The 23,462-nt window shown below is 63.9% G+C and carries 20 protein-coding genes and 1 tRNA gene; 9 read left to right on the forward strand and 12 right to left on the reverse strand.

From position 1 onward, the window contains the following. Positions 1-82: 82 nt before the first annotated feature. Entirely contained in the window at positions 83-1,360 is a 1,278-nt protein-coding gene (gene waaA / locus ACSVIK_RS14650) for a lipid IV(A) 3-deoxy-D-manno-octulosonic acid transferase (RefSeq protein WP_442445008.1), read from the reverse strand. A gap of 43 nt (positions 1,361-1,403) precedes the next feature. Then, positions 1,404-2,291 (reverse strand): LysR family transcriptional regulator, encoded by an 888-nt coding sequence (locus ACSVIK_RS14655; protein ID WP_442445009.1) that lies wholly within the window; start codon positions 2,289-2,291, stop codon positions 1,404-1,406. A gap of 85 nt (positions 2,292-2,376) precedes the next feature. Between ACSVIK_RS14655 and ACSVIK_RS14660 the strand changes: the two genes are divergently transcribed. The 4 genes from ACSVIK_RS14660 to ACSVIK_RS14675 all read left to right on the forward strand — a co-directional run bounded on the left by ACSVIK_RS14660 (position 2,377) and on the right by ACSVIK_RS14675 (position 5,855). Next, on the forward strand, positions 2,377-2,709 hold the full coding sequence (locus ACSVIK_RS14660) for a DMT family transporter (protein ID WP_268181032.1): 333 nt from the start codon (positions 2,377-2,379) through the stop codon (positions 2,707-2,709). A gap of 86 nt (positions 2,710-2,795) precedes the next feature. Beyond that, positions 2,796-3,971, forward strand: a complete 1,176-nt coding sequence (locus ACSVIK_RS14665) for an NAD(P)/FAD-dependent oxidoreductase (RefSeq protein ID WP_442445010.1) — start codon at positions 2,796-2,798, stop codon at positions 3,969-3,971. Then, the gene (locus tag ACSVIK_RS14670) at positions 3,968-4,774 is read left to right on the forward strand and encodes an aldo/keto reductase (RefSeq protein WP_442445011.1); all 807 of its coding nucleotides are present in this window, start codon (positions 3,968-3,970) and stop codon (positions 4,772-4,774) included. The genes ACSVIK_RS14665 and ACSVIK_RS14670 overlap by 4 nt, the downstream gene beginning before the upstream one ends. A gap of 175 nt (positions 4,775-4,949) precedes the next feature. Continuing rightward, the gene (locus ACSVIK_RS14675; protein WP_442445012.1) at positions 4,950-5,855 is read left to right on the forward strand and encodes a metal ABC transporter ATPase; all 906 of its coding nucleotides are present in this window, start codon (positions 4,950-4,952) and stop codon (positions 5,853-5,855) included. Between the two features lie 6 nt (positions 5,856-5,861). Here ACSVIK_RS14675 and ACSVIK_RS14680 read toward each other — a convergent pair whose 3' ends face one another. Further along, positions 5,862-7,376, reverse strand: a complete 1,515-nt coding sequence (locus ACSVIK_RS14680) for an AhpA/YtjB family protein (RefSeq protein ID WP_442445013.1) — start codon at positions 7,374-7,376, stop codon at positions 5,862-5,864. A gap of 174 nt (positions 7,377-7,550) precedes the next feature. Here ACSVIK_RS14680 and serB point away from each other — a divergent pair, with 174 nt between their 5' ends. Then, on the forward strand, positions 7,551-8,765 hold the full coding sequence (gene serB / locus ACSVIK_RS14685; RefSeq protein WP_442445014.1) for a phosphoserine phosphatase SerB: 1,215 nt from the start codon (positions 7,551-7,553) through the stop codon (positions 8,763-8,765). 81 nt (positions 8,766-8,846) lie between these two features. On the opposite strand, the gene ACSVIK_RS14690 is transcribed toward serB, so the two are convergent. After that, positions 8,847-8,923 (reverse strand) — tRNA-Ile (locus ACSVIK_RS14690). Positions 8,924-9,887: 964 nt separating this feature from the next. Between ACSVIK_RS14690 and ACSVIK_RS14695 the strand changes: the two genes are divergently transcribed. Next, a complete protein-coding gene (locus ACSVIK_RS14695) occupies positions 9,888-10,913 on the forward strand; it encodes an IS110 family transposase (RefSeq protein ID WP_442445015.1) in 1,026 nt (341 codons plus the stop codon). Between the two features lie 486 nt (positions 10,914-11,399). Here ACSVIK_RS14695 and rpoD read toward each other — a convergent pair whose 3' ends face one another. The 3 genes from rpoD to rpsU form a co-directional block, all read right to left on the reverse strand. Then, positions 11,400-13,253 carry an RNA polymerase sigma factor RpoD gene (rpoD, locus tag ACSVIK_RS14700; RefSeq protein WP_442445016.1) on the reverse strand — a complete coding sequence of 618 codons (1,854 nt, stop codon included), beginning with the start codon at positions 13,251-13,253 and terminating at the stop codon, positions 11,400-11,402. A 67-nt stretch (positions 13,254-13,320) separates the two neighbouring features. Continuing rightward, positions 13,321-15,309, reverse strand: a complete 1,989-nt coding sequence (gene dnaG / locus ACSVIK_RS14705; RefSeq protein WP_442445017.1) for a DNA primase — start codon at positions 15,307-15,309, stop codon at positions 13,321-13,323. Positions 15,310-15,440: 131 nt separating this feature from the next. Then, complete coding sequence (rpsU, locus tag ACSVIK_RS14710) at positions 15,441-15,656, reverse strand: 30S ribosomal protein S21 (RefSeq protein ID WP_003290642.1); 216 nt, start codon at positions 15,654-15,656, stop codon at positions 15,441-15,443. 205 nt (positions 15,657-15,861) lie between these two features. Here rpsU and tsaD point away from each other — a divergent pair, with 205 nt between their 5' ends. Continuing rightward, entirely contained in the window at positions 15,862-16,887 is a 1,026-nt protein-coding gene (gene tsaD / locus ACSVIK_RS14715) for a tRNA (adenosine(37)-N6)-threonylcarbamoyltransferase complex transferase subunit TsaD (RefSeq protein ID WP_442445018.1), read from the forward strand. An 88-nt stretch (positions 16,888-16,975) separates the two neighbouring features. Here tsaD and plsY read toward each other — a convergent pair whose 3' ends face one another. Continuing rightward, positions 16,976-17,545 carry a glycerol-3-phosphate 1-O-acyltransferase PlsY gene (gene plsY, locus ACSVIK_RS14720; RefSeq protein ID WP_442445019.1) on the reverse strand — a complete coding sequence of 190 codons (570 nt, stop codon included), beginning with the start codon at positions 17,543-17,545 and terminating at the stop codon, positions 16,976-16,978. A 74-nt stretch (positions 17,546-17,619) separates the two neighbouring features. On the opposite strand from plsY, the gene folB reads away from it, so the two are divergent. Both folB and folK read left to right on the forward strand, forming a co-directional pair. Next, positions 17,620-17,976, forward strand: coding sequence for a dihydroneopterin aldolase (gene folB, locus ACSVIK_RS14725; protein ID WP_442445020.1), 357 nt, complete (start codon positions 17,620-17,622; stop codon positions 17,974-17,976). After that, positions 17,967-18,500, forward strand: a complete 534-nt coding sequence (folK, locus tag ACSVIK_RS14730) for a 2-amino-4-hydroxy-6-hydroxymethyldihydropteridine diphosphokinase (RefSeq protein WP_442445021.1) — start codon at positions 17,967-17,969, stop codon at positions 18,498-18,500. Before folB ends, folK begins: the two co-directional genes overlap by 10 nt. A gap of 197 nt (positions 18,501-18,697) precedes the next feature. Here folK and ACSVIK_RS14735 read toward each other — a convergent pair whose 3' ends face one another. The 4 genes from ACSVIK_RS14735 to ACSVIK_RS14750 all read right to left on the reverse strand — a co-directional run bounded on the left by ACSVIK_RS14735 (position 18,698) and on the right by ACSVIK_RS14750 (position 23,401). Next, the gene (locus tag ACSVIK_RS14735) at positions 18,698-19,936 is read right to left on the reverse strand and encodes a multifunctional CCA addition/repair protein (protein ID WP_442445022.1); all 1,239 of its coding nucleotides are present in this window, start codon (positions 19,934-19,936) and stop codon (positions 18,698-18,700) included. A 49-nt stretch (positions 19,937-19,985) separates the two neighbouring features. Then, a complete protein-coding gene (locus ACSVIK_RS14740; RefSeq protein ID WP_442445023.1) occupies positions 19,986-20,492 on the reverse strand; it encodes a DUF4136 domain-containing protein in 507 nt (168 codons plus the stop codon). Between the two features lie 62 nt (positions 20,493-20,554). Beyond that, a complete protein-coding gene (locus ACSVIK_RS14745; RefSeq protein WP_442445024.1) occupies positions 20,555-22,120 on the reverse strand; it encodes a SpoVR family protein in 1,566 nt (521 codons plus the stop codon). Positions 22,121-22,129: 9 nt separating this feature from the next. Continuing rightward, positions 22,130-23,401 (reverse strand): YeaH/YhbH family protein, encoded by a 1,272-nt coding sequence (locus ACSVIK_RS14750; RefSeq protein WP_442445025.1) that lies wholly within the window; start codon positions 23,399-23,401, stop codon positions 22,130-22,132. Positions 23,402-23,462 lie beyond the last annotated feature (61 nt).

The following is a 23,462-nucleotide window of genomic DNA, read 5'->3' on the forward strand; positions in this document are numbered from 1 at the left end:
GCCTGCTCGTAACGCTCGGGCCACCCAGGTTGTCCCGAGCCATGCATCAACGGTAGCAGTCGCCGGGGAAAGCGCGAGCCTCTCAGCCGCGCCTGGCGAGTAGCTGATCCAGCCCTTGCAGCAGTCGCTCCAGCGCGCCCTGATTGGCCTTGAGCACGGCCAGGCCGGCCTGGCTCATACGCTGTGTCGCGTCAGGCTGGCGCAACAGCGTGGCAACCTGGCCAGCCAGTTGATCGGCGTTTTCCACTTCGCTCAGCGCGCCGGCCTCACGCAGTTGCGCGGCGATTTCCAGGAAGTTGAACAGGTGTGGGCCGCTCAGCACCGGCTTGCCCAGTGCGGCTGGCTCCAGCAGGTTGTGTCCGCCGTTGGCCACCAGGCTGCCGCCGACGAAGGCGATATCGGCCAGGGCATAGAGAAACAGCAGCTCGCCCATGGTGTCGCCCAGCAGCACCTGATCGCCAGCCTGTACCGCTTCGCCAGTGGAACGGCGGCGCGTATTCAGGCCCTGGCTCAGACACAGCTCGTGCACCGCGCCGAAGCGTTCCGGGTGCCGGGGCACGAGGATCAGCAGGGCATCCGGTCGGTATTTCAGTAGCCGGCGATGGGCGTCGAGGACGATCTCGTCTTCGCCGGCATGGGTGCTGGCAGCAATCCACACCGGGCGCTGCTCGGCTTGCCACTGCTGGCGTAAGTCGGCAGCGCGTCGTGGCAGCTCGGCGTCGATCTTGAGGTCGAACTTGATCGAGCCGGTCACTTCGACGCATTGGCGGCGCGCGCCCAGTTCGAGAAAGCGCTGCGCCTCGGCCTGGGTCTGCACGGCGAGCAACGACAGCTCGGCGAGCATCGGTGCGGTGAGCCTGGCAAAGCGCGCATAGCCGCGCGCCGAGCGCTCGGACAGGCGGGCATTGGCCAGGGCCACGGGAATGCCGCGCTTGGCGCACTGGTGGATATGGTTCGGCCACAGCTCGGTTTCCATCACCACGGCCAGGCTTGGCTTTGCGCGGTCGAGAAAGCGCGCGGCCGCCCAAGGCAGGTCGTAGGGCAGGTAGCAATGCTGCACGCTGTCGCCGAACAGGGCCTGGATGCGTTCCGAGCCGGTCGGCGTCATGCAGGTGACGGTGATCGGCAGTTCCGGGTGACGCGCCTGCAGGGTACGGATCATCGGCGCGGCGGCGATGCTTTCGCCCACCGACACGGCATGCACCCAGATGCCACCGGTTTGCATCGCCGGCAGGCCGAAGGAGAAGCGCTCCTGGATGCGCCGTGCGTAGGCCGGCGCCTTGCGTGCGCGCAGGGCCAGGCGCAGGGCGATCAGGGGCAGGGCCAGGTGCAGCAGCAGGGTGTAAAGGTGTCTGTTCATGGGCGCGCAGCTTATCGCCGCAGGGCAGGCGCTGGAAGAGCGATCAGGCCTGCGGGCGCAGCAGCTCCTGGGCCAGGCAGTCGGCCAGCCAGCTCGCGGCCGGGCCGAGCGCGCCATCACGACGCCAGACCAGCTCCACCACCAGCGGCAATGGCGCCCAGTCGCTGCGCAGTTCCTGCAGGTGGCCCAGGTAGGTGGGGTACTGGGCGACGTGGCGGGGCAACCAGGCCCAGCCCAGGCCACGGATCACCAGCTCGGCCATCACGTAGAAGCTGTCGACGCGCCACATCAGCGGGCTGATCTGCTCGCCGCCGGGGTAGTGGCTGTCCTGCGGCGTCATCAGCAACTGGCGATGTTCGGCCAGGTCGCGTCTCTCTACGCTGGCGAGCCCGGCCAGTGGATGCTGCGGGCTGCATACCGTGACCATCTCGATGGTGCCCAGGCGCTGGCTTTCCAGTTCGCTGGGCATCTGCTCGTGATGGAAGAGCAGGCCCAGATCGGCCTGACACTGCACCAGCTTGCGTGCCATGTCGCCCTGCGCGCCGCTGGAGAGCTGCACCTCCAGCAAGGGAAAGGCTCCGGCCAGGGCCTCCAGGCTGGCCAATACCGGTTGGTAGGGCATGGCCTCATCCTGCGCCAGACGCAAGCGGGCTTCCTCGCCACGGGCCAGCCCCAGGGCGCGGCCGTCCAGGCGCTGGCACTGCTGCAGCACGCTACGCGCCTCCTCCAGCAAGGCGCGACCGGCTTCGGTCAATTGCGGCTGGCGGCCGCTGCTGCGCTCGAACAGGGCGACCCCTAGATCCGCCTCGAGCAGGGCGATGGCGGTGCTTACCGCCGATTGTGCACGCCCGGTGTCGCGGGCCACGGCAGAGAAGGAGCGGCTTTCGGCGGTGCGCACGAACAGTTGCAGTTGATCGAGATTCCAGTTCATGATCTATCTCCAATTCAGATAGGTAATCACTTTATCCCATCGCTATGCTCACTAGAATCGAGGGCATCGTTCAGGAGTCGCCGCCATGCCCGGATACCTCTACCTCGCTATCGCCATCGCCGCCGAAGTCATCGCCACCACCTCGATGAAGGCCATCGACGGCTTCAACAAGCCCTTGCCGCTGCTGCTGGTGATCGGTGGCTACGCCATCGCCTTCTGGATGCTGATCCTGGTGGTGCGCACCATTCCGGTGGGCATCGCCTACGCCATCTGGGCGGGGCTCGGCATCGTCCTGGTGAGCATCGCCGCGCTGGTGCTGTATCAGCAAAAACTCGACCTGCCGGCCATGCTCGGCATGGGCCTGATCGTCAGCGGTGTGGTGGTCATCCAACTGTTCTCGCACTCCACGGGGCATTAAGACGGGCAGACTTGCGGCTTGAAGCTTGCGGCTTGTCGCTGCCTCGAGGGTTATACTGCGCCCCTGTTTTTCTGCGAGGCCTGTTCATGTCCCAAGCTCTCAGCACCGATGTCCTGATTGTCGGCGGTGGTATTGCCGGCCTCTGGCTCAACGCACGTCTGCGCCAGCAGGGGTTCGCCACGTTGCTGGTGGAATCGGCGAGCCTCGGCGGCGGGCAGAGCCTGAAGTCCCAGGGCATCATCCATGGCGGCGCCAAGTACGCGCTGCACGGCGCGCTGACCGGCTCGGCCGAGGCCATCGGCGATATGCCGCGGCGCTGGCGCGAGGCGCTGGCCGGTGATGGCGAGCTGGATCTGCGTGGCGTGCGCCTGCTCTCCGACGCGCATTACCTGTGGTCGCCGGGCACCCTGGCGGGCAATCTGACCAGCTTCTTCGCCAGCAAGGCCATGCGCACGCGGGTCGATGCGGTCAAGGGCGAGCAACTGCCGCCAGCGCTGCGCGATCCGAAGTTCAAAGGCAAGGTCTATCGCCTCAATGAGCTGGTGCTGGACGTGCCCAGCCTGATCGCGCGTCTGGCCGAGCTGGCCGGCGATGGCCTGCTGGCCGGCAAGCGCATCGAGCCGCTGCGTGAAGCGGGTGAGCTGGTCGGCCTGGTCGTCGATGGCCGCGAGATCCGTGCGCAGCGCCTGGTGCTTAGTGCCGGCGCCGGCAATGCCGAGCTGTTGGCGGCGTTGGGTATCGAACAGCCGCGCCAGCAACTGCGCCCGCTGCACATGGTGCTGGCCAAGGGGCCGGCCTTGAAACCGCTGTATGCGCATTGCCTGGGCGGCGGGCCGAAGCCACGGGTGACCGTGACCACCCACCCGGCGGCCGATGGCCAATGGGTCTGGTATCTCGGCGGTGACCTGGCCGAGGCCGATGGCGTGGCGCGTGACGAAGCCGCGCAGATCAAGGCGGCGCAGAAGGAAGTCGCTGCACTGCTGCCCTGGGTCGATCAGAGCCAGACCCGCTGGGCCACGCTGCGCGTGGATCGTGCCGAGCCGGCGCAATCGGGCCTGGCGCGCCCGGACAACGCCTTCCTCGCCGATCAAGGTCGACTGCTGGTGGGCTGGCCGACCAAGCTGGCGCTGTCGCCGGATTTCGCCGACCGCGTGCTGCAGGCGCTGGCGCGTGACGGCGTGCAACCAGGTGAGCATGCGCCGTTACCCGAGCTGCCGCGTCCGCCGTTGGCGCAGCCGGTATGGGAGACGCTGCTGCCATGAGCCTGCACGATCTGCACCGCCCGCTGGGCAGCACCGGTCTGCTGGTGTCGCCGCTGGGCCTGGGCACGGTCAAGCTGGGCCGCGACCAAGGCGTCAAATACCCCAGCGGTTTCACCATCCCCGACGACGCTCAGGCTGCGGCCTTGCTGTGCCAGGCGCGTGAGCTGGGCATCAACCTGATCGACACCGCGCCGGCCTATGGTGTCAGCGAGCAGCGCCTCGGCCCCTTGCTGCGTGGCCAGCGCGACCAGTGGGTGATCGTCAGCAAGACAGGCGAAGAGTTCGACCAGGGCCTGTCACACTTCGATTTCTCGCCAGCGCACACCCGCCTGTCGGTGGAACGCAGCCTGAAACGCCTGGAAACCGACCGTATCGACCTGCTGCTGGTGCATTCCGATGGCAATGATCTGGCCGTGCTGCGCGACACTGGCGTTTACGAGACGCTAGAGGCGCTCAAGCGCGAGGGCAAGATTCTCGCCTACGGGCTGTCCGGCAAGACCGTCGACGGTGGCCTGTTGGCACTGCAGGAAGGGGATTGCGCGATGGTCACCTACAACCTCGCCGAGCAGGGCGAGAAGCCGGTTATCGACTACGCTGCCAGTCACGGCAAGGGCATCCTGATCAAGAAGGCCCTGGCCAGCGGGCATGCCTGCCTGGCCGATGGTGTCGACCCGCTGCGCGCCAGCTTCGAGCTGATCTTCGCTCACCCCGGTGTCGCCAGCGCCATCGTCGGCACCATCAATCCAGCGCATCTGGCGGCCAACGTGGCCACGGCGGCGGCGGTGATCGCCGAGCTGGGCTGATCAGGGCGGCGTTTCGCACGTGGCCGTGCGTGAAGCGGAAGCAGACCCACGGTCATGTTCCTTTACAGCTTCGGGTTGTGCAGGAGCATCGGCTTGAGGCAGCCTTGTTTGACTGTTTCGTCCTTATCCCTCGTCGGTGCGCTGGGCGCCCGGCACGAGACTGTGAGGTACCGAGATGTCGCGTACGTTGATTCGCAAGGATCCGAGCCGTTTCAAGACGCTGCCGCTGTATGTCGAGGCCGACCCGGAGGGCTTGCGCTACAAGAGCCTGGGCCAACCGCTGAATTTTCGTCAGATGCTCGAGCGGCGTTGCCCAGTAACGGTAGCGGACGACCAGCGTTTCGCGGTGGAGCTGGCCAACCTGGGCGTTTCGGTACGCCTGACCCTGCGCCTGCAGGGGCGCGATTACTGGGTACTGGTGCGCCAACGGCGGCCGGATCGCGGTGACACCGTACTCAAGCTGATTTCCGGCTACGTGCCGGCGCACGAGCTCAACCTGCCACTGCTCACGGCCATCCAGGAAGTGGCCGAGGAGTGCCTGATCGAGAGCGAGGACGGCTGGCTCAGCGGCCGTTTCGGCGATACCTGGCTGCCAACCCCCTATCAGGGCGCCTTGCGCTATCGCGAGACCAGCCATTTTCGTCTCAGCCCGCTGTCCGGCGCGGCGCGGCCGGTGCAGTGCGGCAACCTGACCCTGCTCGAGCGCCCACGTGCCTATGTGCACCTGCCCACTGCTTCGCTGCAGCTGGTCTACGACCTCAATCTGGAGCTGCCGCGCGAGGTGCGCGAGCCGAGCCTGTTCCACGTCGACGAGTGCCTCGAGGACGGTGTGCTGGTGGCGCGCCTGGAGCGTCGGCGTCCCGATCTGTACCTGGTGGCCCTGCACAATGGCCAGCCCAATGGCGACTTGTTCACCTTGCGCGCTGGCGAACTCACGGCGGTCAGCACACGCGGCCTGTGGCTGTCGGAGAGCTTCGCCGAGCAGCAGGGCTGGCTGGTGCAAGATGAGCGAGTGCGCTGGAAGGACTGGCTGCAGCGCTACGGGGTGCAGTCGGCGCAACGCGCCACGGTGGGCGCGTAGCCGAGGTCAGGCGTGGCTGTCGTGCATGCGCGCCAGTTGCCGTTCCAGCAGTGCCGGGTAGGGGTCGAGCAGACGCTCCACGCAGCTCGCGCCCTCGGGGCTGGCGATGGGGCGGATGCGCGCACGCTGTTTGGCCAGTTCGTCCTGAGCGATGCGCTTTTCCACCAGTAGCAGGTTGCGGCTGTGCTGCGACAGGGCCAGGGCGTCCAGCGCGCTGTCGCTGAGCAGCAGCTCGGCCTGGCCGAGGCCTTCCAGGCCGTTGCCCAGGGTCAGGCCCAGTTGCAGTTGCAAGGTGATGCCGCTGTCGGCCACCTCGATCTGCAGGGCATGGCCGAGGGCGCGCATCAGCTCGCCGCAGCAGATGGCGTGGGTCAGGTAGTCCTCGGCGCAGTCGCGCTCGTGGAACAGCATCAGGCTGCTGCCATCCTTGAGCGTGTGCAGCTCGCCCTGGTAGAGCGAAGCGGCTTGTTCCAGGCAGTCGCGATAATGCTGCAGCAGGTCGAGCAGGCGCGTGCGCGGCAGGCGGCGCAGTTGCTCCTGGCCGCCGAGCTGGATGGCCAGTACCGCGGTGGCCTGCGCTGGGTTGGCCGTTGCAGGCGCTGCCGTCGGCTGTGGCTCGTTGGCCAGGTCGGCGAATGGATCGGCGTCGTCTTCGTCCCAGGGCAGGTTGACCTTGGCTGCCTGGCGCGGCTGCGCGGTGGCTAGCGGAGGTGCTGCGCTGTACTGACGTGGCGCCTCGTCTTCAGTGCTGAGGTCATCTTCCGGAACGCTGTCGGAGAAGGCTTCTTCCTCGGTGAAGTCGTCTTCTTCTGGCTCCAGCTCTGGCTTCGGTGGCACCAGGCGGGCCTGTAGCTGCCGTGCCAGGTCGCCGAGCTCGTCATTGCGCCCGGCACCCGGTGCGGGGTCGTCCGGGTCACGCAACCACAGACGCAACTGCAGCAGGGGGGTGGAGATGTGTCGGCCCAGGCGCATGCTCAGCGACAGGGTCAGGGCCAGCAGGATCAGGCTGAGGATGCCCATGCTCTGCAGGCTGATGGTCATGGGTTGCTGAAACTGGCGCATATCCAGGCTGATGCTCAGTTGCCCGGCCATCACTTCCTGGAAGTTGATGGGCGTGGAGTACAGCCCCGAGCTTTCGCCGAGCATGCTGCGCGTCGGCCGCGAGCCCGCCTCGGCGAGGATGCGGTTGTCCACGCTGTAGATGGCGGCGTGCGCCACCAGCGGATTCTTCGCCAGATTGCCCAGCAGCACGTTGAGGCTGAGGATGTCGTTGGACACCAGCAGCTCGGTGGCCGAGGCCGCCGTCTGGGTGATCAGCGCCTGGCCGAGGGCGTCGGCCTGTTGCTGCATGGCCTGCTTGAACTGCATGCCCATCACCCAGGCATAGATGACCATGGCCAGAGCCACCAGCAGCAGGCTGTGGCTGGCGATGCGCAGCACCAGGGGCACCCGCCGCTGGCGCAGCGCGTGGAAGATCATGATGAAGAAATTATCGGGTTTGACGGGCGCGGGCCGGTTCACAGAGCACGGCTCTTGTCGACTGAAGTTGCCGCGCAGTATAGCGAGCGACCCCGCATGGGCAAAGCGCACGGCTGCCCGCATTGGCAGGAAACTGGGTAGAATGTCGGCCTTTTCGCTGGGCGGTGGCTCATCTGCCGCATTCGGTCATCAATCATCTGCCTCGGAGGGTGCGCCTTGCGCGAAATCGTCCTGATCAATATCACCGGCGAAGATCGCCCCGGGCTCACCGCAGCCATCACCGGCGTCCTGGCCCAGGGCGGGGTGAATATCCTCGACATCGGCCAGGCGGTGATCCACGACACCCTGTCGTTCGGCATCCTCATCGAGATTCCCGACAACGGCCGTTCCCAGTCCGTGCTCAAGGATCTGCTGTTCACCGCTTACGAGCTGGATCAGCAGGTGCGCTTCACTCCGGTATCCGAGGCTGACTATCGGCAGTGGGTTGCTGGCCAGGGCAAGGCCCGGCATATCGTCACCCTGCTGACGCGCAAGGTTACCGCCGAGCAGTTGCAGCGCGTCAGCACCATCACCGCCCGCTACGGCCTGAACATCGATCATATCGACCGCCTCTCCGGGCGCATGCCGCTGGACATGCCGAGCGAGTGTAGCAAGGGTTGCATCGAATTCTCGGTGCGTGGCGAACCGGACGACCCGGCGGCATTGCGCGCCGAATTCCTCAGTGTGGCGCAGGAGCTGAACGTCGATATCGCCTTCCAGCGTGATTCGGTGTTCCGCCGCAATCGCCGCCTGGCGGTATTCGACATGGACTCGACGCTGATCGAGGCCGAGGTCATCGACGAATTGGCCAAGGCCGCTGGTGTCGGCGAGCAGGTTGCCGAGATCACCGAGCGTGCCATGCGCGGCGAGCTGGACTTCCGCGCCAGCTTCAAGGAGCGCCTGGGGCTGCTGCAGGGGCTGTCGGAAGACGTGCTGGCGGAGATCGGTGCTTCGCTGCGCCTGACCGAAGGTGCCGAGACCCTCTTCGCTGAGCTCAAGCGTCTGGGTTACAAGACCGCGATTCTCTCCGGTGGCTTCACCTACTTCGCCCGACAGTTGCAGGCCAAGCTGGGCATCGATTACGTGTTCGCCAACGAACTGCAGATCGTCGATGGCAAGGTCACTGGCGTGGCGGTCGAGCCCATCGTAGATGCGCAGCGCAAGGCCGACCTGTTGCGCGAGCTGGCCGAGAGGGAAGGGTTGCAACTGGAGCAGACCATCGCCGTCGGCGATGGCGCCAACGACCTGCCCATGCTCGGCCTGGCCGGCCTCGGCGTGGCCTTCCGTGCCAAACCACTGGTCAAGCAGTCGGCCAAGCAGGCGATTTCCACCCTGGGCCTGGATGGCATCCTCTATCTGCTGGGCTACCGTGACCGCGAAGGTCAGGTGTGAGGTTTGCAGATTTGGCTGTCGCCGGGGCGCTGGAGTTGCACTCTGGAAAGCACGAAGCCGCGCAGTGCGCGGCTTCGGAGATGGTGGGCCCAGCAGGACTTGAACCTGCGACCAATCGATTATGAGTCGACTGCTCTAACCAACTGAGCTATAGGCCCGAAAGGACGGCGGATTATAACGAGGCCGTGTGATTAGCGCCAACTGCCTGAGTTATCTGGGAAAAAATCGGCTCTTTGCATTTCAGAGGGGAATGCTTGGTTGAGATCGGGCTGGCAATAAAGTACGCGTTTTCCGGGTGCATGTTCCGAGTTGCCGCGTTTTTGCTGATGTTTCTGGTTTCGCCCTCCCGGGCGAGTCACTTTTGGCAAAAGTAACCAAAACCCTCCGCCCGGTCATCCGGCCCTCGCTACGCGAGGGTTCGCTCACTCCATCGCCGCTCCAGAGGCCCGCCACGGTGGGCCATCCATGGCCCATCGCGGCTTTCGCGACATCCATGTCGCTCAACCTCTTCCACGACGATTCCGTTCGCCCTCCTGGGCGGGCTCTGCACGCGCCTGAACCTGCGGTAACCCAGAAGTAGCGCGGAGTGCTGGTCGACCGTAGGGCGGACTCAGGAGCGCCAGCGAACAGTCCGCCGGATCATGCCCCGTTCGGCACCACAGCCTACGTCCCGTACTCCTAACGGCGTACTGCTCCGCGAGTACGCCCTACGCGAATGAAACTATTGGTTTAACTCGGTAGCCACATCGCTACTTCATAGCTACCAGAACACACTGTGCATATTCTGAAATGCAGGTTCGTTCAGGCGCGCGAATGGCCCCTTCAGGAGGGTGAGCGCAATCGTTGCGCAGAGGGGCGAGCGGCATGGATGCCGCGAGATACCGATGGCGGCCCCGCGTAATGGGCCAGGGATGGCCCATGTACGCCGACCCTCGGAGCGGCGATGGAGCGAAACGTAGCGAAGCGAAGTAACAGCCGAAGGCTGGCCCGAAGGGCGAGCGAAGCGAGTAACGAACCCCGGCGCAGCCGGGGCCGGATGATGGGGTGCGCTAATGAGATGGTCACCCCCACACCCAGCGAGGATTACGCTTCCACTGGGTGTTTTATTTGGAGACCATCACCATGAATACAGTCGCGTTAGTTGGTATCGATCTCGGCAAGCACAGTTTCCACCTGCATGGGCAGGACAATGCCGGACAAGCTGTCTTTCGCAAGAAGACGACCCGCACGCAAATGATGCGGCTGCTAGGTAACCTGCCAACGTGCACAGTGGTGATGGAGGCCTGTGCCGGATCGCACTTTCTGGCCCGGCAACTCATGACCTTCGGACATGAAGTGAAGCTGATCTCGCCGCAGTTCGTGCGCCCCTTCGTCAAGGCCAACAAGAACGACTTCATCGATGCCGAGGCGATCTGCGAAGCAGCTTCCCGGCCCAGCATGCGCTTCGTGACACCCAAGACCGAAGCCCAACAAACCCTGTCGGTATTGCACCGAATGCGCGAGTCCCTGGTTCGAGACCGGACGAAAACGGCTAATCAGGTTCATGGCTTCCTGCTGGAGTTCAGTATCAGCCTACCCAAGGGTTTGTCGCAGGTCAGGCGCCTACTGTGCATATTGGACGAGCACGAATTGCCGCCTCGTCTGGTCGGGCTGCTGAGGCGTCTGCATGAGCACTTCTGCTATCTGGATGAGCAGATCAAGGCGTTGGACAAGGAAATGGCCAGCCAGCTTGTCGAGGATGATCTGGGCAGCCGCCTGCTGACGATCCCCTGTGTAGGCACAATTACAGCCAGTCTGCTGTGTGCCGAAATGGGCGATGGCAAACAGTATGGCCGTAGTCGTGATTTTGCCGCTTCAGTGGGGCTGGTGCCACGCCAATACAGCACGGGAGGCAGGGCCAATCTGTTGGGCATCAGTAAGCGTGGCGACAAGAACCTGCGCCGGCTACTAGTGCAGTGCGCCAAGGTTTATTTGCAGCGCCTGGACTATCAGCAGGGTGCCTTAGCCGATTGGGTACGCTCGCTTCTTCAACGGCGTCACGCGAACACCGTGGCATGCGCCCTGGCCAACAAATTCGCCCGGATCGCCTGGGCAATTGCAACCAATCATTCGCAGTTTGAAGCGAGATCAGGCACTGCCGTCGCTTGATACCCGGTCTTACTGCTGTGATACGAAACACCCTTTCAGGTTTTGCGATGCTGAACAACCGATGACATGAACGGCACACCGGCCTGGTGAAGATCCTGGCAAAAGAATCGGCTTTTGAAGCCGCTGCGCTTATAAGGATCACCCGGCGCGACTCTCATCGTGGCGCGGGGCATGCCCTATACAGACGCCGGATAGATTTAGGCAAGCCAATCATCCATCGCTGATCAGCGTTGCAAAAACGGGGGTGACCATAGATTCTTTTGCTTACTTTTCTTTGCGCACTTCAAAGAAAAGTGAGTCGCCCGAGGGGGCGAAACCCGGAATATCTGAAGGCACCCAAAGCGGCGTCCAGAACACCAACGCAAGACGACAAGATCACACACAAACTTGCCAGTCCGGTATCAAGGCTGAATTTCCCGAAGAACCAAGAAAACACGCGCTTTAGGCCAGAAACGACGACCCCGGCCTGGGCCGGGGTCGTTTGCATCACTCGTCGAGGAAGGAGCGCAGGTGCTCGCTTCGTGTCGGGTGACGCAGCTTGCGCAGCGCCTTGGCTTCTATCTGGCGGATACGCTCACGGGTGACGTCGAACTGCTTGCCCACTTCCTCGAGGGTGTGGTCGGTGTTCATGTCGATGCCGAAACGCATGCGCAGCACCTTGGCTTCACGGGCAGTGAGGCCGGCCAGCACTTCGCGAGTGGCTTCCTTGAGGCTTTCGACCGTGGCCACGTCGATCGGGGACTGCATGGTGCTGTCCTCGATGAAGTCGCCCAGGTGCGAATCTTCGTCGTCGCCAATCGGAGTTTCCATGGAGATCGGCTCTTTGGCGATCTTCAATACCTTGCGGATCTTGTCCTCGGGCATCTCCATGCGCTCACCCAGCTCTTCCGGAGTGGGCTCGCGACCCATTTCCTGCAGCATCTGACGGGAGATGCGGTTGAGCTTGTTGATGGTCTCGATCATGTGCACCGGAATACGGATGGTGCGCGCCTGGTCGGCGATCGAGCGGGTGATCGCCTGGCGAATCCACCAGGTGGCGTAGGTCGAGAATTTGTAGCCGCGACGGTACTCGAACTTGTCCACCGCCTTCATCAGGCCGATGTTGCCTTCCTGGATCAGGTCGAGGAATTGCAGACCGCGGTTGGTGTACTTCTTGGCGATGGAGATGACCAGGCGCAGGTTGGCCTCGACCATTTCCTTCTTGGCGCGGCGGGCTTTCGCCTCACCGATGGACATGCGCCGGTTGATGTCCTTGATCTCGGCCAGGCTCAGGTTGCACTCGGCTTCCAGATCCACCAGCTTCTGCTGGCAGTTCTTGATGTCGTTCTGCAGATTGCCCAGGGCCTCGGCGTACTTGGCCTTGCCCTTGGCCAGGTCGGCAGCCCAGTCCATGTCCACTTCGTTGCCCGGGAACAGGCGCAGGAAGTCGGCACGCGGCATGCGCGCGTCACGCACGCACAGTTGCATGATGGCGCGTTCCTGGGCGCGCAGGCGGTCGAGGGCGCCGCGCACCTGGCTGACCAGGGCGTCGTACTGCTTGGGCACCAGCTTGATCGGCATGAACAGCTCGGCCAGTGCGGCCAGCTCTTCGGTGGCCTGCTTGCTGCCACGGCCATGCTTCTTCAGGGCTTTCTGCACCTTGTCCTGCTGCTCGGAGACAGCGGTGAAGCGGCGCGCGGCCTCTTCCGGATCCGGGCCGCCATCGCCATCGGATTCTTCGTCGTCGCCGCTCTCGCTTTCTTCGTCCTCGTCTTCTTCGTCATCCTTGGCGTTGGCGCCGTCCTGTACCGGAACGGGGGCGGCAGCTTCGTCCGGGACGCTGCCGTCATCCGGGTCGATATAGCCGCTCAGCACCTCGGCCAGGCGGCCGCCTTCGGTGGTGACGCGGTTGTACTCGGAGAGGATGTTGTCGACGGTGCCGGGGAAGTGGGCGATGGCGCTCATCACCTCGCGGATGCCTTCCTCGATGCGCTTGGCGATTTCGATTTCGCCTTCGCGGGTCAGCAGTTCCACGGTACCCATTTCGCGCATGTACATGCGCACCGGGTCGGTGGTGCGGCCGATATCGGTCTCAACGGCGGCGAGGGCGGCGGCAGCTTCTTCGGCTGCAGCTTCGTCGGTGTCGGCTTCGGCCAACAACAGGGCGTCCGCATCCGGAGCGCTCTCGAATACGTTGATCCCCATGTCGTTGATCATGCGGATGATGTCTTCCACCTGTTCCGGATCGGAAATATCTTCCGGCAGGTGGTCGTTGACCTCCGCATACGTCAGGTAACCCTGCTCGCGACCACGGCTGATCAATTCTTTCAAACGAGATTGCTGTTGCGCTTTTACGGACATAACACCCTATCCACTGAAGGTCTTGGCGGGCTGAAAACAAGCCGAGGATTATACCAGACAAACAGCCTTACGCGCCAGTTGAAGAGGGGCTGGCTGGTGAGGTATTGCGGCTTAGCAGTGTGCGCAGTTGATCTTTTTCCTCTGCGCTTAGTTCACTCTGGCGCGCCTTGCGCAGCAATTGTTCGAGGCTGCGCTCCCGCTGGCGCGCTGCAAGAGTAGTTATAGTGTCGAAAAACTGTTGTTCAAGGTTGTCGGCCGAAATCAGCCATTCCTTTTCCGCCAGGGCGCGCAACAGGCGGCCCTGCTCGGTGCCGTGCCAGCGTGCGATCAGTTGCAGTGAGCGCAGTTTGGGGCTTTTCTGCAGGGCGCCGACCAGTGCCACCAGTAGCTGGGCGTAGGTGTCCTCTTCGTCGGCGAAGTGGCTGACATCTTCCACTTTCTGCGCCAGTTGCGGGTGGTGCAGCAGGGTGCGCAGGGCACTCAGGTGAGGGGACTCCACCTTGACCGCGGTGCGTGGCGGGTAGTCCTTGCCCTGGCCTTTCTTCTGCCACTTGCCGCCGTCCTTCTTCCAGTTGCCCTTGCTCTTGCTGGGTGCGCTCTCGTAGCTGGGCTGGCTGGGGGCAGGATGTTCGTAGCCGCCCAGGTCAGGCAGGGCATCGTAATAATCACCGCTGGGGATGTCGGCATAGTCCGGGTAGGCCTGATCCTGGCTCGCTGGGGCGTGGTTCTGGCGTGGTGTCGGGTTGCGCGGCGTGTTGCCAATCTGGCTCAGGGCTTCGCCGGACAGCCCGGTGATCTCGCTCAGGCGCTGGCGCATCAGGGCGCGCAGGTTGTTGCCGGGGATCTTGTCGATCAACGGTGCGGCCAGGGTGACCAAGTGCGCCTTGCCTTCCAGCGAGCGTGGGTCGGCTTCTTCGCACAGTTGCTGGAAGAAGTAGTCGGCCAGCGGTTGCGCATGCTGGTTGATGCGGGCGCGGAAGGCGTCGGTGCCTTCGGCGCGCACCAGGGTGTCCGGGTCTTCCCCGTCGGGCAGGAACAGAAAGCGCGCGCGGCGGCCGTCCTGCAGGCTCGGCAGGGTGGACTCCAGGGCGCGCCAGGCGGCGTTGCGCCCGGCGGCGTCGCCGTCGAAGCAGAACAGCACGCTGGGTACGATGCGGAACAGGCGCTTGAGGTGTTCCTCGCTGGTGGCCGTGCCCAGGGTGGCCACGGCATTGCGCAGGCCTTGCTGGGCCAGGGCGATGACGTCCATGTAGCCCTCGACCACCATGATCTCGTCGAGGTCGCGGTTGTGCTTGCGTGCCTCGTACAGGCCGTAGAGTTCCTGGCCCTTGTGGAATACCGGGGTTTCCGGCGAGTTGAGATACTTGGGCTTGTCGTCGCCCAGCACCCGGCCGCCGAAGGCGATCACGCGGCCGCGGCTGTCGCGGATGGGGAACATGATGCGATCACGGAAGCGGTCATAGCGCTTGCCGGTGTCGGCATTCTCGATCAGCAGGCCGGCATCGATCATGGCCTTCTGCTGCAGGGCGTCGCCACCCAGTTGCTTGAGCAGGTTGTCCCAGCCGGGCGGGGCGAAGCCGAGGCCGAAGTCGCGGGCGATTTCCCCGGTCAGGCCGCGGCCCTTGAGGTAGTCCACGGCGTACTTGCGCTGTGGGTGGCTTTTCAGCGCCTGGCGATAATGCTCGGCGGCGGCTTCCAGCAGCGGGTAGAGGGGCGAGTCCACCGGCTGCCTGGGTTTGTGACCGCGTCCGCTTTCTTCGCGCGGCACGTCCATGCCGGCGCGTTTGGCCAGTTCCTCGACCGCCTGGGGGAACTCCAGTTGGTCGTGATCCATGACGAAGCCGAGGGCGTTGCCGCCGGCGCCGCAGCCGAAGCAGTAGTAGAACTGCTTGTCCGGGCTTACGGTGAAGGAGGGGGTCTTTTCCTTGTGGAAAGGGCAGCAGGCGCTGTAGTTCTTGCCGGTCTTCTTCAGCTGGATGCGTGAACTCACCACGTCGACGATGTCGGTGCGGTTGAGCAGGTCATCGATGAAGGATTGCGGGATCAGGCCAGCCATAGGTGCTCAGCATAGTCGCCCGTGCGGGCACTCAGAAAGCAGAAAACTCCGCCCTGCACGCGAGGTGAGGCGGAGTTCCTGAAAAAGCAATGCCCGACCAAGGCCGGGCATTCGGGCGTCACGCGTACCGATTAGTACAGGCGGACGCTACGACGCTGCTCGCGCTGCACTTTCTTGGCGTGACGCTTGACGGCGGCAGCGGCCTTGCGCTTACGCTCAGCGGTCGGCTTTTCGTAGAATTCGCGGCTACGGACTTCAGCCAGTACACCGGCTTTTTCGCAGGAGCGCTTGAAACGACGCAGGGCTACGTCGAAGGGTTCGTTCTCTTTAACTTTGACGGCTGGCATCCAGGTCGTACCTATCTTTAATTACCGGGTTTAACGCGTACCCGGCAAATATGGCTCGGGGGTGCGTCGGTTTTTAAGGGTTGCGGATGTTACCGCCTCCCCGCGCGGAATGCAAAGCCCTTAGGTCGAAAAGCGCTGGTCGGGTGGCCGGGCGGCGCTTATCATGCGCGCCTTCGTTCCACGCCGCAAACCAAGGCCTCGCTCCATGCTCGTACTGGGATTGGAAACCTCCTGCGATGAAACCGGCGTCGCGCTCTATGACGGTGAGCGTGGCCTGCTGGCTGACGCGCTGTTCAGCCAGATCGACCTGCACCGCGTCTATGGCGGTGTGGTGCCCGAATTGGCCTCGCGCGATCACGTCAAACGCATGTTGCCGTTGATCCGTCAGGTGCTGGATGAAGCCGGCAAGCAGGCCGGCGATATCGATGCCCTGGCCTACACGGCTGGCCCCGGCCTGGTTGGCGCCTTGCTGGTCGGGGCTTCCTGCGCCCAGGCCCTGGCGTTTGCCTGGGGCGTGCCGGCGGTCGGCGTGCATCATATGGAAGGGCACCTGCTGGCGCCGATGCTGGAGGAGCAACCGCCGCAGTTTCCGTTCGTCGCCTTGTTGGTTTCCGGCGGCCACACCCAGTTGGTGCGGGTCGATGGCATCGGTCAGTACCAGTTACTCGGCGAGTCGCTGGACGATGCGGCCGGCGAGGCCTTCGACAAGACCGCCAAGCTGATGGGGCTGAATTACCCCGGTGGCCCGGAAATCGCCAAGCTGGCCGAACACGGTACGCCGGGGCGCTTCGTCTTCCCAAGGCCGATGACCGATCGCCCAGGCCTGGATTTCAGCTTCAGCGGCTTGAAGACCTTCGCTCTGAATACCTGGCAGCAGTGCAAGGACAGTGGGGACGACCTCGAGCAAGCCCGTCGCGACATTGCGCTGGCCTTCCAGCAGGCGGTGGTTGAGACTTTGACCATCAAGTGCAAGCGGGCGCTCAAGCAGACCGGGCTGAACAGCCTGGTGATCGCCGGCGGGGTAAGCGCCAACAGGTCGCTGCGCGAGCATCTGCAGCGTATGTTGGGCGAACTGAAAGGCCAGGTGTTCTATGCGCGGCCCAAATTCTGCACCGACAATGGCGCGATGATCGCCTACGCCGGTTGCCAGCGCTTGCTGGCCGGGCAGCACGAAGACCTGGCGATCAAGGTGCAGGCGCGTTGGCCGATGGAAAGCTTGCCGGCGCTGTGAGCGCCCTCCGGGATTTACGCGTAGGAGCGAGCTCTGCTCGCGAATGTTGGTGTTCGCTTGAGGCTTGTAGCTTGAAGCTTGTCGCTGCTTAGAAGCGGCGCTCGTGGCCAGCGAACAGGTCGCGCAGATTGCCCCGGTGGCGCCAGACGATCAAGCCGGTCAGCACGCACATGGGCAGCAAGGCGGCCGGTTGTTGCCAGGCCAGCAGTGGCAGGGTCAACGGAGTGGCGATCAGCGAGGCCAGGGAGCTGGTGCGGGTCAGGCGGAAGACCACGGCCCAGGTGGTCAGCGCCAGCAGGGCGGCGGGCGGGTAGAGGCCGAGGAGCATGCCGGCAGCGGTCGCCACGCCCTTGCCACCACGGAAGCGGAAGTACAATGGAAAGAGATGGCCGACGACGGCCGCCAGGCCGATCCAGGCCTGCTGTTGCAGGCTCAGGCCGAGCAGCTTGGCGATGAGGATGGGCAGCAGGCCTTTGCACAGGTCGCCCACCAGCGTCATCACGGCGAGTTTCTTGCCGGCCAGGCGCAGCATGTTGGTGGCGCCGGGGTTGCCCGAGCCGCTGCCACGCGGATCCGGTCTGCCGCTCAGGCGGCTGAGCAGTATGGCGAAGGACAGTGAGCCGAGCAGGTAGGCAAGGATTGCCAGGAGCCAGAACATGGTGGCCATTCCAGAGCTTGGGGTGGCCCGATTCTAACGAGGTGCGGCGCCCTTGTCGTGGCGCGGAGAGGGTGGTGGACAGAGTATTTATCGAAGGGCTGGAGGTCGACACGGTGATCGGCGCCTACGACTGGGAGCGAGACATTCGCCAGTGCCTGCGCCTGGATCTGCAGATGGCCTGGGACAACCGCCCGGCTGCCGCTGGCGATGAGCTGGACAAGGCGCTCGACTATGCCAGCGTATCGGCGCGTATCCAGGCCTTTGCCGCCGAGGCGCAGTTCATCCTGGTGGAAACCTTCGCCGAGCGCCTGGTGCAGACGTTGATGGCTGAATTCGACATTCCCTGGATACGCCTGAAACTGACCAAGCCCGGTGCAGTGCCGGCGGCCCGTGGTGGTGTCGGTGTGGAGATCGAGCGCGGATGTCTCTGACGCGGATCTACCTGGGGCTCGGCAGCAATGTCCAGCGCGAGACCCACTTGAGTGCCGGGCTCGATGCGCTGGCGGGCTTTCTCCATGACCTGCAATGCTCGCCGGTGTTCGAGAGCCACGCCGTGGGTATTAAGAGTGGCAACTTCTTCAATCTGGTGGTCACCGCCACGACCGACCTGCCGCTGGCGGAACTGGATCGCCGGCTGAAGTTCATCGAGGCCGACAACGGCCGTTACGCGCCGGGTCGCAAGGGCCTGCCGCTGGATATCGACGTGCTGCTGTACGGCGAGCAGGTGGGTAACTTCAACGGCCTGGTGCTGCCGCGTGCGGAAATCCTCAAGAACGCCTTTGTGCTCTGGCCGCTGGCGCTGCTGGCGCCGCAGTTGCAGCATCCGCTCGATGGGCGCTCGTTCGCCGAACTCTGGGCTGCGGCGCAGATCGACCAGCAACTATGGCCGGCGGCCTTTCAGTGGCATGGCACCGAGCTGACGCCCGCAGAGTTGTTGCAGGCTCGCTCCTCGTAGCCCGGATGCAATCCGGGGATTGGGCGTTGGCAATGCCCCGGATTGCATCCGGGCTACGGGCTGGTTGGCTGCGGCCAGGCCTTTGTAGGGTGCGCCGCGCGCACCACGGTTACCGGTAGCGCGCACGCCCCTCCCGACCCCACTGTGGTGGTAGCCCGGATGAAATCCAGGACTTGCGTCGGGTACTACCCCGGATTTCATCCGGGCTGCGTTGTCTGCTGTTCCTTATAGGCCTTGAGTGCCTTCAGGCGCTCGCGGTTGAGCGCTTCGCCCAGCTCGGCGCCCTTGAATCCCTTCTCCAGCAGTGGTTTGACCGGCACCTGTCGTGCGGCCTCGGCGGCGCCCAGCAGGTAGGTTGCCTGCGGATAGTCGCGCTGCTCCAGCCCCTGGCGACCGCGCGCATCCATCTCGCAGGCGGCGACGAATTCAGCGAAGCGCTGTGGACGGCGGAATACGTCGAAACGTTGCAGCAGTTCCAGTAGCGTCGAGGGGCGTAGCTCCAGTGCGCGATGGCCATGGGTATGGAATTCACCCACCAGCACGGCCAGCTCGGCGCACTCGCGTGGCACCTTGCAACGTGCGTTGATCGCCTCGATCAGTTTCAGTCCCTTGTGTTCGTGGGCGATATGCCGTGGCCACTCGGCCTCCGGTGTCAGGCCCTTGCCCACGTCGTGCAGCAGGCAGGCCCAGCGCACGCTCAGCGGCTGCTGGTGCTCGGCACTCTGGCGCAGCACGCTCAGCACATGCACGCCGGTGTCGATCTCGGGATGGTGCGTCTCGGGCTGCGGTACGCCGAACAGGACGTCCACTTCCGGCAGCAGGGCGGCCAGGGCGCCGCAGTCGCGTAGCACCTGCACGAACACATCCGGGCGTGGCTCCATGAGCGCGCGGGAGATTTCCTTCCAGCTGCGCTCCGGCGTGAGATCGGCCAGTTCACCGGACTCGGCCAACTGGCGCATCAGGGCCAGGGTTTCGGGCGCAACGGCAAACCCCAGTGGCGCATAGCGGGCAGCGAAGCGGGCGACACGCAACACGCGCAGCGGATCCTCGGCAAAGGCAGGCGATACATGGCGCAGCAGACGCGCGGCAAGATCTTGCTGGCCGCCGTAGGGGTCGACGAGGTTGCCCTGCTCGTCCTCGGCCATGGCGTTGACGGTGAGGTCGCGGCGGATCAGGTCTTCTTCCAGGGTGACTTCAGGGCTGGCATGGAAGGTGAAGCCGCCATAACCGCGGCCACTCTTGCGCTCGGTGCGGGCCAGGGCATATTCCTCGCCCGTTTGCGGATGCAGGAATACCGGGAAGTCGGCGCCCACCGGGCGGTAACCGAGCTCCAGCATCTGTTCGGCACTGGCGCCCACCACCACCCAGTCCACTTCGCTGATGGGGCGGCCGAGCAGGCGGTCGCGCACTGCGCCGCCGACTTTGTAGATCTGCATGAGTATCCTCCGTCGAGTGTGGAGGATAACGGCTGGTCGTGCAGACGCGCTACGGCGTGGCCTTGGGGATCTGTTCGGTCAGCACGTGCACGGCGCGCTCCAGCAACTCGGCGCTGTCGCGCGCCGGGCTCAGGCCGGTGCTGACCAGGCCTTCCCAGAGGGTAGTGTCACTCAGGTCGGTAATGCGCAGGCGCAGCGTGCCGGTTTCGTCGCGCAGTCGGTGGATGGCCTGGTAGGGGCCGAGGTTGCCGGCGGCATCGACCTTGAAGGTCAGCGGTCGGTCCTGCACGGCGAGCCAGTAATAGACGCGCGTTTGTGGCGGCCGGCTCTCGTGGTAACCACGAGCGGACAATCCCTGGCGCAGCAACTGGGGCAGTTGCGCGTAGCGTTCGGGAAAGGGCGGGGTGTCTGCCAGGCTGCTCTGTGGGTCGACCAGTTGAAAGCTGTGTCGGCCCTGCAAGGCATCGTCGGCAGGCGTCAGGATGCGCGCATGGGGTATGGGGCTGGCGCAGGTGGCGAGCCCCAGACACAGCAGGATAACCAGGAACAGACGCATGCAGACAGCCTCGCGAAATATGCCTGTCATGCTGCTGGGCACCTGCATCGAGCGACAACCCATCAAATGGGTGGAATGACCAGATCCAGGCGCGGGTATTCGCCTTCTCCCTCCGGGGTGTTACGTGGCGGTACATGTTGTGTGGTGATCAGTTGGTCACCCTGCAAAGTTTCCAGATGGATGTCGAAGCCCCAGAGGCGGTGCAGGTGCTTGAGCACTTCGCCGGTGGATTCGCCCAGGGGTTTACGGTCGTGCTGCTGGTGGCGCAGGGTCAGCGAGCGGTCGCCACGGCGGTCGACGTTCCAGATCTGGATATTGGGCTCGCGGTTGCCCAGGTTGTACTGGGCAGCGAGCAGTTCGCGGATGGTGCGGTAGCCGGACTCGTCATGAATGGCCGGCACCAGCAGTTCGTCCTTCTGGTCGTCGTCGAGGATGCCGAACAGCTTGAAGTCGCGGATCACCTTGGGCGAGAGGAACTGCAGGATGAAGCTCTCGTCCTTGAAGCTGGTCATGGCGAACTTGAGGGTGGTCAGCCAGTCGCTGCCGGCGATGTCCGGGAACCAGCGCTTGTCCTCCTCGGTGGGCTCTTCGCAGATACGGCGAATGTCGCGGTACATGGCGAAGCCCAGGGCATAAGGGTTGATGCCGCTGTAGTAGGGGCTGTCGAAGGATGGCTGGTAGACCACGCTGGTGTGCGACTGGAGAAATTCCATCATGAAGCCGTCGGTGACCAGGCCTTCGTCGTACAGATCGTTCATCAGGGTGTAGTGCCAGAAGGTGGCCCAGCCTTCATTCATCACCTGGGTCTGGCGCTGCGGGTAGAAGTATTGGGCGATCTTGCGCACGATGCGGATCACCTCGCGCTGCCAGGGCTCCAGCAGCGGCGCGTGCTTTTCCAGGAAATAGAGGATGTTTTCCTGCGGCTCGGCGGGGAAGCGCTTGCTGTCCTTGTCGCCGCCCTTGTCCGCATGTTTGGGAATGGTGCGCCAGAGGTCGTTGATCTGCTTCTGCAGGTGCTCTTCGCGGTCTTTCTGGCGGCGCCGCTCTTCCTCGGCGGAGATGGGATAGGGGCGCTTGTAGCGGTCGACGCCATAGTTCATCAGGGCATGGCAGGAATCGAGCAGCTCTTCTACGGCATCGATGCCGTAACGCTCCTCGCATTGCATGATGTACTGCTTGGCGAACACCAGGTAGTCGATGATCGAGCTGGCATCGGTCCAGGTGCGGAACAGGTAGTTACCCTTGAAGAAGCTGTTGTGGCCGTAGCAGGCGTGGGCGATCACCAGTGCCTGCATGCAGATGGTGTTCTCCTCCATCAGGTAGGCGATGCACGGATCGGAGTTGATCACGATTTCATAGGCCAGGCCCATCTGCCCGCGCTTGTAACCCTTTTCGGTGGCCAGGAAGTGCTTGCCGTATGACCAGTGGTGGTAGCCCAGCGGCATGCCCACCGAGGCGTAGGCATCCATCATCTGCTCGGCGGTGATCACTTCGATCTGGTTGGGGTAGGTGTCCAGCGCATAGCGCTCGGCGATGCGGGCGATCTCGCGGTCGTAGGCGCGGATCAGCTCGAAGGTCCATTCCGAGCCGGTGGAGATCGGCTGGCGTTTCTTCTCGGCAGGGCTCATGGCAACTCCTCAACTTACCAGGCGACGCTGGAACAGCTCGCGGAACACCGGGTAGATGTCCGCCGCCGACACCAGTTGCTGCTGGGCGAAGCTTTCGGCGAAGGCTTCGGCCACCTGCTCGTACTCGAACCACAGCGCCTGGTGCTCGCGCGGGGTGATTTCCACGTAGGTGAAGTACTGCACGAACGGCATGATCTGGTTGACCAGGATGTCGCGGCAGACCGGCGAATCATCGTTCCAGTTGTCACCGTCCGAGGCCTGGGCGGCGTAGATGTTCCATTCGTTGATCGGGTAGCGCTCGGCCATGATCTCCTGCATCAGCTTGAGTGCGCTGGAGACGATGGTGCCGCCGGTTTCGCGGGAGTAGAAGAATTCTTCTTCGTCCACTTCCTTGGCACTGGTGTGGTGGCGGATGAAGACCACGTCGATCTTGTCGTAATTACGCTTGAGGAACAGGTACAGCAGGATGAAGAAGCGCTTGGCCACGTCCTTGGTCGCCTGGGTCATGGAGCCGGAGACGTCCATCAGGCAGAACATCACCGCTTTGGAGCTGGGGTTGGGCTGCTTGGTCAGCAGGTTGTACTTGAGGTCGAAGGTATCGAGGAAGGGAATGCGGTGGATGCGTGCACTGAGCCGCTCGATTTCCTCCTGAATGGCCTGGATGTCGCCGAAGTTGTCCGGCTCCTCACGACGTAGGCGTTCCAGCTCGGCCTTGGCCTCGCGCAGCTTGGCGCGGCTGGAGCCGGACAGAGCGATGCGCCGGGCATGGGCCGAGCGCAGGGTACGGATGATGTTGATGCGCGAGGGGTTGCCCTCGCTGCTGATGCCGGCGCGCACCGTCTTGAAGGTATCAGCGCCGGTCAGGTGGCGCTTGACCAGGTTGGGCAGCTCCAGATCCTCGAACATGAAGTCGAGGAATTCCTCCTGGGTGATCTGGAAGACGAACTCGTCCATGCCTTCGCCGGAATTGCTCGCCTTGCCGCTGCCTCGCCCAGCGCCGCCGCCCTGTGGGCGTGGGATGCGTTCACCAGTGGTGAACTCCTTGTTGCCGGGGTGGACGATGGTCTGCTTGCCACCACGGCCATGGTGCAGCACTGGCTCGTCGATATCGCGGCCGGGAATGCTGATCTGTTCGCCGTGCTCCATGTCGGTGATGGAGCGCCGGCTGACGGCTTCCTCCACCGCTTTCTTGATGTGTTCACGGTAACGCCGCAAGAAGCGCTGGCGGTTCACCGTGCTCTTGTTCTTGCCATTCAGGCGCCGGTCGATCACATAGCTCATAGCCCCTCCGGGGTAGCTTCAAGCCATAAGCCACAAGCTGCAAGTGAACAGCAGGCTGCTC

It is taken from the genome of Pseudomonas sp. NCHU5216, assembly GCF_052156495.1.
In the GTDB taxonomy this organism is placed as follows: Bacteria; Pseudomonadota; Gammaproteobacteria; order Pseudomonadales; family Pseudomonadaceae; genus Aquipseudomonas.

Bases quoted from the DNA above. Each gene is read 5' to 3' on its own strand.
- tsaD (WP_442445018.1), top strand. From the start codon at position 15,862: ATGCTCGTACTGGGATTGGAAACCTCCTGCGATGAAACCGGCGTCGCG.
- waaA (WP_442445008.1), bottom strand. From the start codon at position 1,360: ATGAACAGACACCTTTACACCCTGCTGCTGCACCTGGCCCTGCCCCTG.
- plsY (WP_442445019.1), bottom strand. From the start codon at position 17,545: ATGTTCTGGCTCCTGGCAATCCTTGCCTACCTGCTCGGCTCACTGTCC.
- ACSVIK_RS14735 (WP_442445022.1), bottom strand. From the start codon at position 19,936: ATGCAGATCTACAAAGTCGGCGGCGCAGTGCGCGACCGCCTGCTCGGC.
- dnaG (WP_442445017.1), bottom strand. From the start codon at position 15,309: ATGGCTGGCCTGATCCCGCAATCCTTCATCGATGACCTGCTCAACCGC.
- ACSVIK_RS14675 (WP_442445012.1), top strand. From the start codon at position 4,950: ATGTCGCGTACGTTGATTCGCAAGGATCCGAGCCGTTTCAAGACGCTG.
- ACSVIK_RS14655 (WP_442445009.1), bottom strand. From the start codon at position 2,291: ATGAACTGGAATCTCGATCAACTGCAACTGTTCGTGCGCACCGCCGAA.
- ACSVIK_RS14660 (WP_268181032.1), top strand. From the start codon at position 2,377: ATGCCCGGATACCTCTACCTCGCTATCGCCATCGCCGCCGAAGTCATC.
- folK (WP_442445021.1), top strand. From the start codon at position 17,967: ATGTCTCTGACGCGGATCTACCTGGGGCTCGGCAGCAATGTCCAGCGC.
- ACSVIK_RS14665 (WP_442445010.1), top strand. From the start codon at position 2,796: ATGTCCCAAGCTCTCAGCACCGATGTCCTGATTGTCGGCGGTGGTATT.
- ACSVIK_RS14745 (WP_442445024.1), bottom strand. From the start codon at position 22,120: ATGAGCCCTGCCGAGAAGAAACGCCAGCCGATCTCCACCGGCTCGGAA.
- rpsU (WP_003290642.1), bottom strand. From the start codon at position 15,656: ATGCCAGCCGTCAAAGTTAAAGAGAACGAACCCTTCGACGTAGCCCTG.
- ACSVIK_RS14750 (WP_442445025.1), bottom strand. From the start codon at position 23,401: ATGAGCTATGTGATCGACCGGCGCCTGAATGGCAAGAACAAGAGCACG.
- ACSVIK_RS14695 (WP_442445015.1), top strand. From the start codon at position 9,888: ATGAATACAGTCGCGTTAGTTGGTATCGATCTCGGCAAGCACAGTTTC.
- ACSVIK_RS14740 (WP_442445023.1), bottom strand. From the start codon at position 20,492: ATGCGTCTGTTCCTGGTTATCCTGCTGTGTCTGGGGCTCGCCACCTGC.
- ACSVIK_RS14670 (WP_442445011.1), top strand. From the start codon at position 3,968: ATGAGCCTGCACGATCTGCACCGCCCGCTGGGCAGCACCGGTCTGCTG.
- rpoD (WP_442445016.1), bottom strand. From the start codon at position 13,253: ATGTCCGTAAAAGCGCAACAGCAATCTCGTTTGAAAGAATTGATCAGC.